The organism is Enterobacter sp. BWH52 (assembly GCF_001037565.1).
In the GTDB taxonomy this organism is placed as follows: Bacteria; Pseudomonadota; Gammaproteobacteria; order Enterobacterales; family Enterobacteriaceae; genus Enterobacter; species Enterobacter hormaechei_C.
This window is the reverse complement of the sequence record NZ_KQ089854.1, coordinates 1,492,459-1,508,347: the sequence shown is the minus strand read 5'-3', so window position 1 is coordinate 1,508,347 and position 15,889 is coordinate 1,492,459. Positions and strand designations below refer to the sequence as shown.

Below are 15,889 nucleotides of genomic sequence, written 5' to 3'. Positions count from 1 at the left end.
GGCACAACGCCCTTTTTAGCTACATTTTTATAACACGGGGCACGAAATGCTCTCGACCATAAAGTGTGCTTATGTTGTGATCGGGGTTCAATAAATCACTAAACAGGGTATACTCCGGAGTTGTTTATTGTACTAAACGCTCCCGTGAGAGGATGCTACAGCGCACCTATGACTCAATTCGCTTCTCCGGTTCTGCATACGTTGCTGGATACCGACGCGTACAAGCTGCATATGCAGCAAGCCGTGTTTCACCACTATCATGATGTCCATGTTGCGGCGGAATTTCGCTGCCGGGGTGACGACTTGCTGGGTATCTACGCAGATTCCATTCGTGAACAGGTCGAGGCCATGCAGCATCTGGCGCTCACCGATGACGAATATCAGTGGCTTTCAGGCCTGCCTTTCTTTAAAGCGGACTATCTGAACTGGCTGCGTGAGTTCCGCTATAAGCCGGAACAGGTCACCGTCACCAATGATAACGGCAAGCTGGACATTCGTCTGACCGGCCCGTGGCGCGAGGTGATCATGTGGGAAGTGCCGCTTCTGGCCGTGATCAGCGAGCTGGCCCACCGCTATCGCTCCCCTGAAACCGGTGTGACGCAGGCGGTTGCCGCTCTGGAGAATAAACTCGTTGAGTTTTCCAGACTGACCGAAGGGCTGGATATGTCCCGCTTCCGTCTGATGGACTTTGGCACGCGCCGCCGCTTCTCTCGCGAGGTTCAGGAAGCCATTGTCAGACGTCTGCAACAGGAGCCGTGGTTCGTTGGCACCAGTAACTACGATCTGGCACGTCGCCTTGATTTAACGCCGATGGGCACCCAGGCGCACGAATGGTTCCAGGCGCACCAGCAGATCAGCCCTGACCTTGCCAACAGCCAGCGCGCCGCCCTCGCCGCGTGGCTAGAGGAATACCCGGATCGGCTGGGTATTGCCCTTACCGACTGCATTACCATGGACGCATTCCTGCGCGACTTTGGCCCTGAGTTTGCCGAACGCTACCAGGGGTTACGCCATGATTCCGGGGACCCGGTTGAATGGGGTGAGAAAGCCATCGCCCATTACGAAAAGCTGGGTATCGACCCAATGAGTAAGGTGCTGGTCTTCTCTGATAACCTTGACCTGGCAAAAGCCGTCGTCCTTTATCGCCATTTCTCATCGCGGGTGAACCTGAGTTTCGGGATTGGTACGCGGTTAACCTGTGATATCCCTCAGGTGAAACCGCTGAACATCGTTATAAAACTGGTGGAATGTAACGGTAAGCCGGTCGCGAAGCTCTCCGACAGCCCTGGCAAAACCATCTGCCATGACAAAGCGTTTGTCCGCGCATTACGTAAAGCCTTCGATCTGCCTCAGGTTAAAAAAGCCAGTTAACGGCTTCGGGGGAGCCTTCATGGCTCCCCTTCTCTTATTTATTTCTTATTTCTTCTCTCAAGACGGTGAAATTTACTTGTCTGATAGCGGATGGCAGGTAACATAGATATCCCCCCTATAAGGGCGGACAAGTGTTTATTTTTTCCGACTATTAACAGAGAGAATATTATGAGCGTTGTGCCTGTAGCCGACGTACTCCAGGGCCGTGTCGCCGTTGACCAGGAGGTCACCGTGCGCGGATGGGTGCGTACTCGCCGAGATTCTAAAGCTGGCATCTCCTTCCTCGCCGTCTATGACGGTTCCTGCTTTGATCCTGTACAGGCCGTCATTAATAATTCTCTGCCCAATTACAATGATGACGTTCTGCACCTGACAACCGGCTGTTCCGTGATCGTCACCGGTGTTGTGGTGGCCTCTCCGGGCCAGGGTCAGAGCTACGAAATTCAGGCGACCTCGGTGGAAGTGACCGGCTGGGTTGAAGATCCGGACACCTATCCGATGGCTGCAAAGCGTCACAGCATCGAATATCTGCGTGAAGTTGCGCACCTGCGTCCGCGCACCAACCTGATTGGTGCGGTTGCCCGCGTGCGTCATACGCTGGCGCAGGCGCTGCATCGCTTCTTTGACGAGCAGGGTTACTTCTGGGTTTCTACTCCGCTGATCACGGCATCCGATACCGAAGGCGCAGGTGAAATGTTCCGCGTTTCAACGCTGGATATGGAAAACCTGCCGCGTACGCCGGAAGGTAAAGTGGATTACGACAAAGACTTCTTTGGTAAAGAAGCCTTCCTGACGGTTTCTGGCCAGCTGAACGGCGAAACCTACGCCTGTGCGCTGTCTAAGATCTATACCTTCGGCCCAACCTTCCGTGCGGAAAACTCCAACACCAGCCGTCACCTGGCGGAATTCTGGATGCTGGAGCCGGAAGTGGCCTTTGCCGATCTGAATGACGTGGCAGGCCTGGCAGAAGCGATGCTGAAATACGTGTTCAAAGCGGTTCTCGAAGAGCGCGCAGACGACATGAAATTCTTCGCTGAGCGTGTCGATAACGACGCCATCGCCCGTCTTGAGCGCTTCGTCTCCGCAGACTTCGCGCAGGTGGATTACACCGACGCGGTCGCTATCCTGGAAAAATGCGGTGAGAAATTCGAAAACCCGGTTTACTGGGGCGTGGATCTCTCCTCCGAGCACGAACGTTATCTGGCAGAGAAGCACTTCAAAGCACCGGTTGTGGTGAAAAATTATCCGAAAGACATTAAGGCGTTCTATATGCGCCTTAACGAAGACGGTAAAACCGTTGCCGCGATGGACGTGCTGGCGCCGGGCATCGGTGAGATTATCGGTGGCTCCCAGCGTGAAGAGCGACTGGATGTGCTGGACGCGCGTATGCAGGAGATGGGTCTGAACCCGGCGGACTACAGCTGGTATCGCGATCTCCGTCGCTACGGCACCGTCCCGCACTCCGGCTTTGGCCTGGGCTTTGAACGTCTGATTGCTTACGTAACAGGTGTTCAGAACGTACGTGATGTGATTCCGTTCCCACGCACACCGCGTAACGCAAGTTTCTAACCGACCAAATCCTTAATGGCCAGCAAATGCTGGCCATTATTTTATCCTGCAATGTCAGTTTTCGTCAGTCAAAAGTAAGCGTCTTTAAACCACAACCCCGCGATTACCTCTACCTGTTACGTTTTGTTTCCACGAAATACCCTGAGATAAAAAATTAACTCCATTTTTATGGCGCTTAATACAATCCTTACGCAATAGCACAAAAAACAACCACCCTCACAGCCATCTGGATGGCTTTTGTCGATTATAAGAAAAAATGAGCCGTTTAACTTCTGTTTATACGAAAGACCTTTAGCTAAATTAAACATAAGGAAATCATATATATAAGAATAAAGCGGAGGGTTAATTCACCAGAAAGCGCTGAAGTTTGAGGTGCTTCACAAAGTTCCCAAAAATACATATTTAGTTACATATATTTTCTTTTGGTAACTGAATTTTGAAGATTGTAGCACTTTCAGTGTAGCGAAACGGTTCTATGAATGGAAAGATGCCTGTCAGACACATAAAGACACCTAACTCTCATCAATAGTTCCGGAAATATTTATTGACAGAAATTATTGACGGCAGTGGCGAGTGTCATAAAAAAACCAATGAGGGTAATAAATAATGATGAAGCGCAATATCCTGGCAGTGGTAGTCCCTGCCCTGCTGGTAGCCGGTGCAGCAAACGCTGCTGAAATCTATAACAAAGACGGCAACAAATTAGATCTTTACGGGAAAGCAGTCGGCCTGCATTACTTCTCCGATAATGACAGCAACGATGGCGACAACACTTACGCACGTCTGGGCTTCAAAGGCGAAACTCAGATCAACGATCAGCTGACTGGCTACGGTCAGTGGGAATACAACTTCCAGGGTAACAACTCTGAAGGTGGCGATGCACAGAACGGCAACAAAACCCGTCTGGCATTCGCAGGTCTGAAATTCGGTGACGCAGGCTCCTTCGACTACGGTCGTAACTACGGTCTGGTCTATGATGCAATCGGCATCACCGATATGCTCCCTGAGTTCGGTGGCGACACCGGCGCGAGCGATAACTTCTTCTCTGGCCGTACCGGTGGCCTGGCGACGTACCGTAACAGCAACTTCTTCGGCCTGGTTGACGGTCTGAACTTTGGTGTTCAGTACCTGGGCAAAAACGAGCGTACTGATGCAGTACGTTCCAACGGCGACGGCTGGGCAACCTCACTGAGCTATGATTTCGAAGGCTTCGGCATTGTGGGTGCTTATGGTGCAGCTGACCGTACCAACAACCAGCAGACGCTGGAATGGGGTAAAGGTGACAAAGCTGAACAGTGGGCAACCGGCCTGAAATATGACGCGAACAACATCTACCTGGCAGCTATTTATGGCGAAATGCGTAACGCAGCGCGTCTGGGCAGCCGTGGTTTCGCTAACAAGTCTCAGGACTTCTCTGTCGTCGCTCAGTACCAGTTCGATTTCGGTCTGCGTCCATCCATCGCTTATTACAAATCTAAAGCGAAAGACGTAGAAGGTATCGGTGACGAAGACTACATCAACTACATCGACGTTGGTGCGACATACTACTTCAACAAAAACATGTCTACCTATGTTGACTATCAGATCAACCAGCTGAAAGACGACAACAAGCTGGGCATCAACAACGACGACATCGTGGCTCTGGGTCTGGTTTATCAGTTCTAATCAGCACACCTCGTTGTTATATGCTTAATGAACAGGGCTTCGGCCCTGTTTTTTTATTCCTGAGAGAAAATAATAGCGACTTTTGAAAAGCCGCACGCTTTTCGTCGCAAACGGTTGGCATTTTGTAAATCTACCGTTAACCTGATAGCGGATTTCACTTCTGTAATCACAATGGAACTTCGTCATGTTTGAGAACATTACTGCCGCTCCTGCCGACCCAATTCTGGGCCTGGCCGATCTGTTTCGCGCCGACGACCGCCCTGGCAAAATCAACCTGGGTATTGGTGTATATAAAGATGAAACCGGCAAAACTCCGGTACTGACCAGCGTCAAAAAAGCTGAGCAGTATCTGCTGGAAAACGAAACCACCAAAAACTACCTCGGTATTGATGGTATCCCTGAATTTGGTCGCTGCACCCAGGAGCTGCTGTTCGGCAAAGGCAGCACCATTGTGAGCGAAAAACGCGCCCGCACGGCGCAGACCCCAGGCGGTACCGGCGCACTGCGCGTGGCGGCAGATTTCCTGGCGAAAAACACTTCTGTGAAGCGTGTGTGGGTAAGCAATCCAAGCTGGCCGAACCATAAGAGCGTGTTTAATTCTGCGGGTCTGGAAGTGCGTGAATACGCCTACTACGACGCAGCCAGCCACGCGCTGGATTTCGACGGCCTGCTGGCCAGCCTGAGCGAAGCCCAGGCGGGCGATGTGGTGCTGTTCCACGGCTGCTGCCATAACCCAACCGGTATCGATCCTACGCTTGAGCAGTGGGAACAGCTGGCTAAGCTGTCCGTTGAAAAAGGCTGGCTGCCGCTGTTTGACTTCGCTTACCAGGGCTTTGCCCGTGGTCTGGAAGAAGATGCAGAAGGTCTGCGCGCATTCGCCGCCGTGCATCAAGAGTTGATAGTCGCAAGCTCCTATTCCAAGAACTTTGGTCTGTATAACGAGCGTGTCGGCGCCTGTACGCTGGTGGCTGCTGACGAAGCAACCGTCGATCGCGCATTCAGCCAGATGAAGTCCGTGATCCGCGCTAACTACTCCAACCCACCGGCACACGGTGCGTCTGTGGTCGCGACGATCCTGAGCAACGATGCGCTGCGCGCCATCTGGGAGCAAGAGCTGAACGATATGCGTCAGCGCATTCAGCGCATGCGTCTGCTGTTTGTGAACACGCTGGCTGAGAAAGGCGCTGACCGTGACTTCAGCTTCATCATCAAGCAGAACGGCATGTTCTCCTTCAGCGGCTTGACCAAAGAGCAGGTGCTGCGCCTGCGTGAAGAGTTTGGCGTGTATGCCGTTGCATCTGGCCGCGTGAACGTTGCAGGTATGACGCCTGACAACATGGCGCCGCTGTGCGAAGCCATTGTCGCGGTGCTGTAACCTGCATCCCTAAAAAAAAGCCTGCATCGTGCAGGCTTTTTTATTTTACCGGGTTTACCAGACAGGCATTTCATCCTGAAGGAACGGGTTATGCAACCGCTCATCCCCCAGCGTTGACATTGGTCCGTGTCCAGGGATAAACGTCACATCATCACCTAACGGTAATAACTTCTGCTTAATCGACTGAATCAGCTGACCGTGATCGCCGCGTGGGAAATCACTGCGTCCTACGCCCCCTTTGAAAATCACGTCACCGGAAATCAGCAGACGCGACACGTCATCAAAGAAGACAATATGGCCGGGCGTATGTCCGGGGCAATGCAACACCTGTAAAGTTACATTCCCTACGTTAACGCGATCGTCTTCGTTCAGCCAGCGGTCCGGTGTCAGTGGCTGACAGTCTTCCAGGCCAAACATACGGCTTTGAGCAGGTAATCCCTGTAGCCAGAACTCATCTTCTTTTTCCGGGCCGATAATCGGCACACCGTAGTATTCAGCCAGTTCAGCCGCTGCACCCACATGGTCGAGATGGCCATGGGTGAGTAAAATCTGCATCAGCGTTACACCGCTGGCAGCGACTTCCTGCTTGATTGTCTCAGCGTCGCCACCGGGATCAACAAGCGCGGCCAGTTTAGTTTGTTCACACCAGATCAATGAACAGTTCTGTGAGAACGCGGTAACCGGAATAATACGATAGTTCATACTGCTCCTGTGTTTCGTTATTACCAGTGCCGAACCGGCCCGGTATCAATATGCACAAAGTTGCTACGTGGGTAGTATCCTACACCACCTGCGCGCATAGATAACGCCGCTTTGCGAATATTGGCTAACGAAACGCCCTCAATATGGAAATCCATCGCCTGCCCTTTGGTGTGATAGCTTTTTTTCGCTACCCCACGGCTGTGAGCACGCAGTTCATTGTTGGTATCCAGAGAGCGATAGCCAGAGATGAGCTGCACCGGCCTTTTGGTCCCCAGCAGTCCCTGCAAGCGGTAAAGCTGATCGAATAATCCAGGGTCGATGGCTTTGATTTTATTCGCGCGGAAATCACGGAAAAAATGGTTGAGTCTTGCTAATTCATCCTGAATATAGCCTCTGCCATCGAAAAATTCCGCTTTAAGCGTCTCACCAGTATGCAGATTGTTGAGCGTTAAAATACGCGGACGAGGTGTCGAGAGGGTGGCAAATGCTGGCGTCGGAAGGATGGCTGCTGCGCCCAGCGCAACGCCACCTAACGCCAGCAATTTGCGGCGATTAGCGTCAAATTTGTCCATGATAATCAGGTCTACAGGTAAAAGAAATTGTCAATATGCTTAGCGCACGAAGGGCACCATAACTGGCAAAACCTGTTACGTCAAGGCGCCCAACCCCAGTAAATACGCGGCTTGCAGCCAGATCGCCTCATATTCACCATAACTTACGACAATCATTTTTACCGAACTACTTCATTTACCTGATTAATTGTTCCGCTTTTGGCAAAATTTGTGCGCCGGATCGCGCTGTCAGATCATAATTGTAAATATCTGTACGATACTGGGTACGTCCGTCTGCCCCTACAAACGCCGTCAGATAGTAAAGATTGACCGGAATATTGTGGCGGATATTGACGTAACGCGTATCTCCCTGCTTCAGCGCATCTGATATCCGCGTATCGTTCCAGCCTGCATCCTGCAACAGCATATTTGCCAGCTCAGAGGCCTTGTTCACGCGGACACAGCCCGAGCTGAGCGCGCGTGCGTCTTTCTGGAACAAATTATGGTTCGGGGTATCATGCAGATAGATTGCGTCCGAACTTGGCATATTGAATTTGTAACGTCCCAGCGAGTTATGTGCGCCCGGTGCCTGCTGGAAACGGAACGGCAGGTTCGAAGGCGTAATCGTTGACCAGTCCACCATCCAGGGGTCAATCGCTTCTTTGCTGTTCCAGCCACGCATCACCGTATAGTTATGTCGCTCCAGATAACCCGGGTCATTCCAGACCTTAGGCAGAATATCTTTGCGCGCCAGCGTCGGCGGCACGTTCCACGGCGGGTTAACCACCACGTTATTCAGCGCGCTGCTCATCATTGGCGTTTTACGGTCAGGTCGGCCGACAATCACGCGGGACGCCAGCACTTCACTACCGTCCTGATAGTAGACCAGGGAGTACGCCGGAATGTTGACCATAATGCCGGTGGATAACGTGCCCGGCAGCAAGCGCAAGCGCTGGATATTCAACGCCAGCACTCCAGCCCGCTGGGCCGGAGAGACGTTCAGCCAGTCGCGAGTAGATGGACCAATCACGCCGTCAGCGCCCAGCCCCTGCGCGGCCTGGAACTGCTTCACTGCGGCGACCAGCTCGCGATCGTAAGCGGCGGGCTTATTGCTCAACGCAACGGCGGTTTTCTCTTTTACCGGCGCCGACGGGCTGACGACCGCATTTTGCGTCTCGTCACCGGGCAGCGCAATTTTAGGGCCGCTGTCGAGAATGCCGGAGCGTTTCATAATTTCGCGGATCGCAGGCACATCGCTACTCCACTGCCCCGGACGCAGCGTTGTGGTGCCGCGCAGCTGAGGCCACGGGCGGGAATCCGCAACCAGCTCAAGAAGCGACTGATGCATCGTGGCATACTGCGGATGGGCAGGCGCAAGGCTTGCGATAAAGCGCGGCAGTTCGCCGTTATCCAGCGACAGCTGCCACTGGTTAATGACGGACAGCGCAGGCGTCGCCAGCTTGTACGGCTTACTGCTGTATAACCAGCGGTTGCCGTTCACCGAAATCCCCGCAACAAATTGTAAGTAGCCCATCATGGCATCAGACAGCACCACGTCACGCGCTTGTCCGGTCACGGCAGGATCGGTCAGGAGTTCAACCCAGGTCGTGAACTGCGGCTGAAAACCTGCAATCGCCACTTCAGCCAGCTGCTGCTGGAAGGCACGTACCGCCTCGCGATTTTCCCACATCGGTTTCATATCGCGCGCAGCGTAAAGCAGCGTGAGCTGGTTAATATAAGCGGGAGTATAGCCCGAGGGCAGCCCGGTCATAAGCTGCTGACGTAATGATCCAGTATCGATGCCTTCCGGCAGTGGTTTAATGCCGGCCATGATGGCCGTCGCCGGAGACTGATCCAGCGGTTGTGACAGCGACGTCGGCTGCGCGCCCATCGTCGCGGAGCTGTCAGTCGGTACAATTTCAGGCTCATCGGCCTGAGCGGTAAACAGTGGAGCAAACATCACTGTCAGGCACAAACTCAGCGCAGACAGCTGACGACCACGATTCTTCTTAAGCAACATCCCTTGCCCCCTGTTTTTCACGACATGCCCAGTATTCTGGAGCTTTCCTTCAGTATAGAAAGGCATACACGCTGCTGCCTTGCCTTATGTAAAGAAGTTTAAAGATAACGCAGCCCTGAACACAAGTTAAGTGAATAAAAAAAGCGGCGCATGAGCGCCGCTATTTGTCGCACCCCAGGTTAAGAGGCGTCAGCCGTGCCCGGTAATGACTCCGGTGGCTGCGGGGCGAAACCACGCAGGCCCACGACGTGCACGTGTTCACTGTTCTGGAACACCTTACGCACCAGCTTATAGGTTGTCCCTTTTTCCGGACTGATGTTTTCCGGCGCCGCGATGATGAGCTGCATATCGAGTCGCTCGCAAAGCTCAAACAGCGTGGCGATGGAGCGGGCGTCGAGACGCGCGGCTTCATCGAGGAACAGCAGACGACATGGAGAGATGTCTTTGCCGCGCAGACGACGCGCTTCATCTTCCCAGCTCTGCACCACCATCACCAGAATCGACATACCGGTACCGATGGCTTCACCGGTAGAGAGCGCACCGGATTCCGCGCGCAGCCAGCCGTCTGAGCCACGGTTAACCTCAACTTCCATTTCCAGATAGTTGCGGTAGTCCAGCAGCTCCTCGCCGATGGTTTGCGGCGTACGCTGGCCCATGTCAATCTGCGGATTCAGACGCTGATACAGCTTCGCCAGCGCTTCGGAGAAGGTCAGGCGGTTACTGTTGAACAGATCCTGGTGCTGCTCATGCTGTTCAGACAACACGTCCAGCAGCGTGGAGTGCGCCTCACGCACGTTCACGTTCAGCCTCACGCTGTTGACCTGGCCAAACGACACGCTTTGCAGGCCCTGGTTCAGCTGACGGATACGGTTCTGCTCGCGCTGAATGGTTTTACGAATAATATTCGCCACGCTGCGGGAGCTGATTGCCAGCTTTTGCTCGCGGGAGGTCAGCTCTTCCGTCAGACGGCCCAGCTCGATCTCCATCTGTTCGATCGCTTCAACCGGATCGTCGGTACGGATGATGTCCTGACGGATACGCTCGCGCAAGTGCTGATACACCGCCACGAAGAACTGGATTTTGCGCTCAGGACGCTTCGGATCTTCGGACATGCGCAGCACGTCGCGCAGGTGTTCGTTATCCGCCACCGCCAGACGCAGCGCGCCCAGCGCCTTATCCGACATAGAACGCAGTTCATCGGCCGACAGATACGCCAGCTCGCGGCGGTGCAGACGACGCTCCACGTTGTTGTCTTTCACCATGCGCATCACCGCGCACCAGCCCGCCTTCGCGGTCACAACCTGCTCGCGCATCTCGTGATAGTCACGTTCCAGCTTGCGCAGGCGACGCGTCAGGTTGTCCATCTCCGCTTCACAGAAGGTCAGCGCTTTTTCCAGCTGATTACGACGCGCACGGTTGTTGCTGAGCTGAGCATGCAGCTCATCGCGGCGAATACGTGCCCGCTCTTCTGCACCGCTGTCGGCGCGCACGCCAATGTCCTGCAACTCTTTATGCAGGTCGTTTAACAGCTCTTTCTTGGTGTCGAAGGAGCTTTTCAACGACGCCATCACCTGACTGTACTGGCTCAGCTGTGCGGCGTGAGTACGCATCGCTTCGCGCGCGCGCGTACGTTCCGCTTCCGCCTGCTCAAGGCGCTGGCGCAGCTTTTCATTAAGATCGCTGTTCCCGCTCAGCATTTCTGCTGAATCGGAGTAGCCGAAGTGCGCGCGACGTTGCACCACTTCCGTCAGGGCAAACGCCTGCTGACGCGCTTCGCGCTGCACCTGCTGTGACCAGGCGTAATCCTCTTTTAACTGTTCAAACTGTTCCGGGTCGCTCTGGAGAACGGAAACCATCGGCTCCAGCTTCGCCAGCTGATTGCCGTGCTGCTGCACAAAGCGCGCGGCTTCCTGCGCCTCGTCCAGTCGTTCCTGAATTTCATCCACGCGGTCGGCGAGCGTATCGTCCGCCAGCAGGTTCAGACGCGGCAGAATGCGGTTAAGCGCCGCAACGCCCTCTTTCGCCTGCTCGAACTGGACGCGGCTCTGCTGGTTGTCATTTTCATGGCTAGCCAGCGCACGCTCCAGCTCACCGCGGCGGGTGTTGAGCTTGCGAATTTCGGCTTCCGGATCGGGCTCAAAGGCCACGCCCAGATGGCTGCCGATAAAGCGGCTGAACGCCTGATGCAGACGCTGCGTTTTTTGTACATCAAACGACAGGGTCGCAAAACGTTCAGAAAGCGTTTCGCGCTCGGCATGCAGGCTTTCAATGCGGCTTTCACGCGCGGCGCGGCCAAACAGCGGCAGTTCCGGGAAGCGCGAATAGCGCCACTGGCGATCGGCGATTTTCACCACCACCGCTTTTTCCAGCTCGTCAACGCTGAATACGCTGTCATCAAACGACTGCGGATCTCCTTCGATGAGGTAGAGATCTTCCGGGCAGTCTTCCAGCCCTGCAAGCTGGTCAGAAATCAGCGACAGATCCGGCACCACAATCGCGTTACGGGATGGACCGTACAGCGCGGAGAAGTACGGCGCATCGTCCAGACCAACATCGTCGTAAATTTCAGACAACAGCACGCCGCCGAAACGCTCGGCTAAGGCATTCAGACGCGGATCTTCTGAGCCGCCTGGCTGGCTTAAACGCTCGATCTCCTCATCGACGTCACGCTTGCGCGCGCCCACTTCGTCACGCTCAACAATCGCTTCGCGCTCGCGCTCCAGCAGCTGTTGCATGTATTCGGTGACGTCCTGGCTGGACGCAAACTCCTGGCCACACTGCTCGCTGAGTTGGTTCAGGCTGCTTTGTGCGGCCAGCCAGATCGGCGCACGCTGCAAGAGCGTCTTCGAACGGGACTGAAGCTGTTCCAGCTCCTGGCGCAGCGTCATGCGCTGTTCGCTGGCATTCGATACGGTATCGGACAGGGCCGCAATACGCGCTTCCAGTTCCTGATGCAGGGCCTCAAGCTCGTCGAAATCGTAATTTTTACCCTGACGCTTGCAGAATTCCGCCAGCAGACGCTCGGCTTCCTGCTGTTCACGCAGACGCTGTTCCAGCTCGTTCAGGCGCATGCGCAGCGGCTGCACCTGTTCGGCCAGATGGCGTTGATTGACGCCGTCGCGCAGCAGCTCACGGGCAACGTCCCACGCTTCGTTACGCGCCAGCGGACCGTTAATCGCCACCACCAGCTGGTACGCCTGCTCAAACTGGCTATGCGCCGTTTGCGCCACGCTCATTTTCTGATCGAGAGAAAGCAGTTTCTCAGTAGCTTCCTGCTCTTTGGCCTGGAAGGTATCCAGCCATTCGTCAGCGCTTTCCGGGGTCAGGTCCGGCAGATGGCACAGCTCTTTGGCACGCTGCAACGCCTGCAACGCCTGGTTGTACTGAATCGCACGCGTCTGCTGCACGTCCAGCGCCTGTTGGTAGTCAGCGAGCTGGCTTTTCAGCTCATCCACTTCCAGCTCGGCGGCTTCCGCGCGGGCTTCGTTCTCTTCCTGCAATTCGGCAGCTTCGGCCACCACTTCATTTTGCTCTTCAAGACGAATTTGCAGCTCATCAAGATCGGCTTCGTAGCGCTCGATTTTTTCCTGCTGACGCAGCGCGGTCTGCACCAGATTCAGATGATCGCTGGCCGCCTGGTAATCGGCTTCCAGATCCCCTTCCGCACCATTGTGCTCGCCCAGTTCGCGCGCCATTTCGACATGCTTATACTGCTCGGCCACCAGCTGTTTGCGGGAGGTAAACAGCTCGCGGCGATACTCCAGCGCCTGATCGAGATGAATACGGCGCTCGTTGGCGTGGCGCATATAGTCCGCCGCCACGTAGTTGGTGGCTTCGCTGATCAGGTGTTTAAACAGGTCCCGGTCAGACTGCGTAACGCGAATCGCTTCCAGCGTCATGCGGTTTTCACGCAGCGCGGCTTCCATATCCTGGAAGGCCTTACGCACGCCGCTGTTTTCCGGCAACAGGTAGTCGCGCAGGGAGCGGGTAATGGCGCTGGAGATACCGCCGTACAGGGAGGCTTCAATCAGACGGTAGTATTTACTACGATCTGACGCGCTGCGCAGACGACGGGCTACCACGCCGAGATCGAACATCAGAGAGTGGTAGTCGGTAATGGAATTAAACTGCTTAAACTGTACGCCTTCGATGGCTTCCAGCTTGTCTTTCAGCTCCTGGAGCGTCAGGACGCGCGCCTGACGTTCATTCAGGGTTTCCGTCAGCAGCGCGGTTGGCTGTACGGAGGTAGGCAGCCCCTGGATCGCAAACGGTTTGATATCTACTTTACGGTCGCGGCCGGCAACCTGTTGCAGACGCACGCCTACAACCACGCGCTGATGGCGGGAGTTGATCACGTCCAGCACTGAATAACAAACGCCCGCTTTCAGCTTACCGTGCAGACCTTTATCACGAGAGCCGCTCGTGGCGCCCGCTTCAGTGGTGTTACGGAAGTGCAGCAGGGTCAGGTCAGGTATCAGCGCCGTCACGAAGGCCGCCATGGTGGTGGATTTACCCGCCCCGTTACCGCCGGAGAGCGTTGTCACCAGCTCATCCAGATCGAAGGTTCGGGCAAAGAAGCCGTTCCAGTTAATCAGCGTCAGTGAGCGAAATTTACCGCGTTCAATCATTACTCTTCCTCCCCGCTATCCGGCTGATTCTCTTCGTGCTCGTCATTGAGCTGCAAATGGTTTTCCACCGGCATCGCTTCACCGTCACGGATCATGCGCAGCTGCGCTTCACGCGCATCATCACCCGCACGCACGTCGGCGCCAAAACGGAAGACCGATTCGGTGATGCGGAACTTGCTGCTGTCGTGACCCATGAACCAGACCATTCCCAGACGGCGTAGACGGTTAAGGGATGAGCGAACTTTTTCCTGTAATTTCTGACGGTCCAGATCGGACCCCGTTGAGCGGTTATTCACCAGCTTGAGCAGCTTGCTTTCATCCGCCAGCGACAGCAGCTCATCGTAAAGCTCCTGCTGGGTGAAGATCCCTTCATTCGCCAGACGTTCCGGGCTGAGATAGAGGTAGCAGAGAATTTTGCCGACCATCATATCCAGTTCGGAAAGCACCGAGCGCGGAATAAGCGTGGTAGAGCGCGGACGCAGGTAGAAAAACCCTTCCGGCGCGCGGATCAGCTCAACGTTATAGCGAGCGTAAAACTCTTCCAGGTACTCCTGAAAGTCCATCAAAAAGGCGTGATTATCCAGCTCGTCAAGGCCAATGTGACGACCGGCACGCAGCTGGCTGTCCAGCGCCGGAAACAACGGATTCGCCAGCGCCTGTGCCAGCTTAACTGGCATCACTTGTTCAATATTTGTCAATGACATGCGCCTGTACCTTGGCTCCGTAATCGTTAATCGGCTGCCACTTCGGCGGCAGTCCGGTGAAATCGGCTTGTGCGATGCCCAGGCGCACCGCCTGGTCTACAACAATGCGGGCAACATCGAAGTGGCGCGCGCGCGGATACTGCGCCAGATAGTCGCGTACCACGAGGCCAAGATCCAGCGGTGCTTGTCTGGTTTTGTAGACAGCGAGCTGTTCTTCGATCATCGCCGCAAGCTGCTCGCGAATTTCGTTAAATTCTTCGTATTCCAGATCCGGCGGCAGTTCACCGGTGACCTCTTCATCGCGCAGCGCCATCTCTTCGTCGCGCATATCCAGCAGACGATCGGCGTTGGCGTGGGTCAGCGCCCACGGCGCATCGAAATAGGTCTGTACCGACTGGCGCAGACGTTGAGCAAAGACGCGATTCTTATCCATATCGATGGCGGTACGGATAAATTTATGCACGTGGCGGTCGTAACCGATCCACAGGTCGATTGACTGCTGGCCCCAGCTGATAATGCGGTCAAGCTTGCTCTGCAAATCAAACACCAGACGGTCGATAAAATGCAGATCGTCGTGCGCCATTGTCGCGTCCTGGATGCGCAGCAGATTGGCCTGTAGCTTATCCCCCGCCGCCTCCAGCGTATCCTGCAACTCACGCAGCGTACCGGACGTTTCTGACAGCAAGAGTTCACAGCTGGAGATAGCCGCACGCCAGTCTTTATTAAGCAGTTGAGCGATATCGTCTTTCACCTGCTGCTGCTGTTCGTCCATCAGACGTTGAGTCAGATCGATACTGTCGAAAATCTCGGCGACCGAGTATTTCAGCGGCGCGTAAACGTTGCGATGCCAGTGGAATTCGTCACCGTTTTCATCAGCCGCGTCGGCGGCACGCTTCAGCTCACCTGCAACAATAGAGAGCTGCATGGAGAGACGCAGCGTGGAAAATTCGCGCTGGCGGATGTAATAGTCGGTAATGCCAATGCCCAGTGGCGTAAGACGATAGATGGCGTTTCCTTCCGCCTGCTCGCTGGTAAAGCGGTTCAGCAGACGTTGACGCACCATATCATTGATTGCGTTGTTGGCACGCACGCTAATGGTTTCGCTGGTTTGCTCAAACGCATCACTGACGTGGCGGAACGCATCCACCAGTTCGCCTTCACTCATTTCGCCATCCAGGCGTTCGCCGTTTAGCGTCGCAACCGCCAGCAGGAATGAGAGTCTGTCTACCGGCAGCGAGATGGAGAAATCGTTTTTCCTGGCCCAGGCAACCAGTTCGGGGACTGTCTGGGAAAATTCACTCATA

General features: G+C 54.9%; 10 protein-coding genes. 4 read left to right on the top strand and 6 right to left on the bottom strand.

Features of this window, described 5'->3' with window-relative positions:
• Positions 1 to 168: 168 nt before the first annotated feature.
• From pncB to SK47_RS07000, 4 genes are all read left to right on the top strand, one after another.
• A complete protein-coding gene (gene pncB / locus SK47_RS07015; protein ID WP_048243720.1) occupies positions 169 to 1,371 on the top strand; it encodes a nicotinate phosphoribosyltransferase in 1,203 nt (400 codons plus the stop codon).
• 168 nt (positions 1,372 to 1,539) lie between these two features.
• Complete coding sequence (asnS, locus tag SK47_RS07010) at positions 1,540 to 2,940, top strand: asparagine--tRNA ligase (protein WP_003858191.1); 1,401 nt, start codon at positions 1,540 to 1,542, stop codon at positions 2,938 to 2,940.
• Positions 2,941 to 3,546: 606 nt separating this feature from the next.
• On the top strand, positions 3,547 to 4,605 hold the full coding sequence (gene ompF, locus SK47_RS07005; protein ID WP_022650730.1) for a porin OmpF: 1,059 nt from the start codon (positions 3,547 to 3,549) through the stop codon (positions 4,603 to 4,605).
• 184 nt (positions 4,606 to 4,789) lie between these two features.
• Positions 4,790 to 5,980 (top strand): amino acid aminotransferase, encoded by a 1,191-nt coding sequence (locus SK47_RS07000; RefSeq protein WP_003858198.1) that lies wholly within the window; start codon positions 4,790 to 4,792, stop codon positions 5,978 to 5,980.
• Between the two features lie 54 nt (positions 5,981 to 6,034).
• Here the strand turns inward: SK47_RS07000 and SK47_RS06995 are convergent, their stop codons facing one another.
• From SK47_RS06995 to mukF, 6 genes are all read right to left on the bottom strand, one after another.
• Positions 6,035 to 6,682, bottom strand: a complete 648-nt coding sequence (locus SK47_RS06995) for an MBL fold metallo-hydrolase (protein ID WP_022650729.1) — start codon at positions 6,680 to 6,682, stop codon at positions 6,035 to 6,037.
• Positions 6,683 to 6,702: 20 nt separating this feature from the next.
• Positions 6,703 to 7,254 carry a YcbK family protein gene (locus SK47_RS06990; protein WP_003858202.1) on the bottom strand — a complete coding sequence of 184 codons (552 nt, stop codon included), beginning with the start codon at positions 7,252 to 7,254 and terminating at the stop codon, positions 6,703 to 6,705.
• Between the two features lie 175 nt (positions 7,255 to 7,429).
• Positions 7,430 to 9,253 carry a L,D-transpeptidase gene (gene ldtD / locus SK47_RS06985; protein ID WP_003858203.1) on the bottom strand — a complete coding sequence of 608 codons (1,824 nt, stop codon included), beginning with the start codon at positions 9,251 to 9,253 and terminating at the stop codon, positions 7,430 to 7,432.
• Between the two features lie 179 nt (positions 9,254 to 9,432).
• Positions 9,433 to 13,881 (bottom strand): chromosome partition protein MukB, encoded by a 4,449-nt coding sequence (mukB, locus tag SK47_RS06980; RefSeq protein ID WP_003858206.1) that lies wholly within the window; start codon positions 13,879 to 13,881, stop codon positions 9,433 to 9,435.
• Positions 13,881 to 14,585: a chromosome partition protein MukE gene (gene mukE / locus SK47_RS06975; protein ID WP_003858208.1), complete on the bottom strand. Its 705-nt coding sequence runs from the start codon at positions 14,583 to 14,585 to the stop codon at positions 13,881 to 13,883. Before mukE ends, mukB begins: the two co-directional genes overlap by 1 nt.
• Positions 14,566 to 15,888: a chromosome partition protein MukF gene (mukF, locus tag SK47_RS06970; RefSeq protein WP_003858210.1), complete on the bottom strand. Its 1,323-nt coding sequence runs from the start codon at positions 15,886 to 15,888 to the stop codon at positions 14,566 to 14,568. The genes mukE and mukF overlap by 20 nt, the downstream gene beginning before the upstream one ends.
• Position 15,889: the final 1 nt, after the last annotated feature.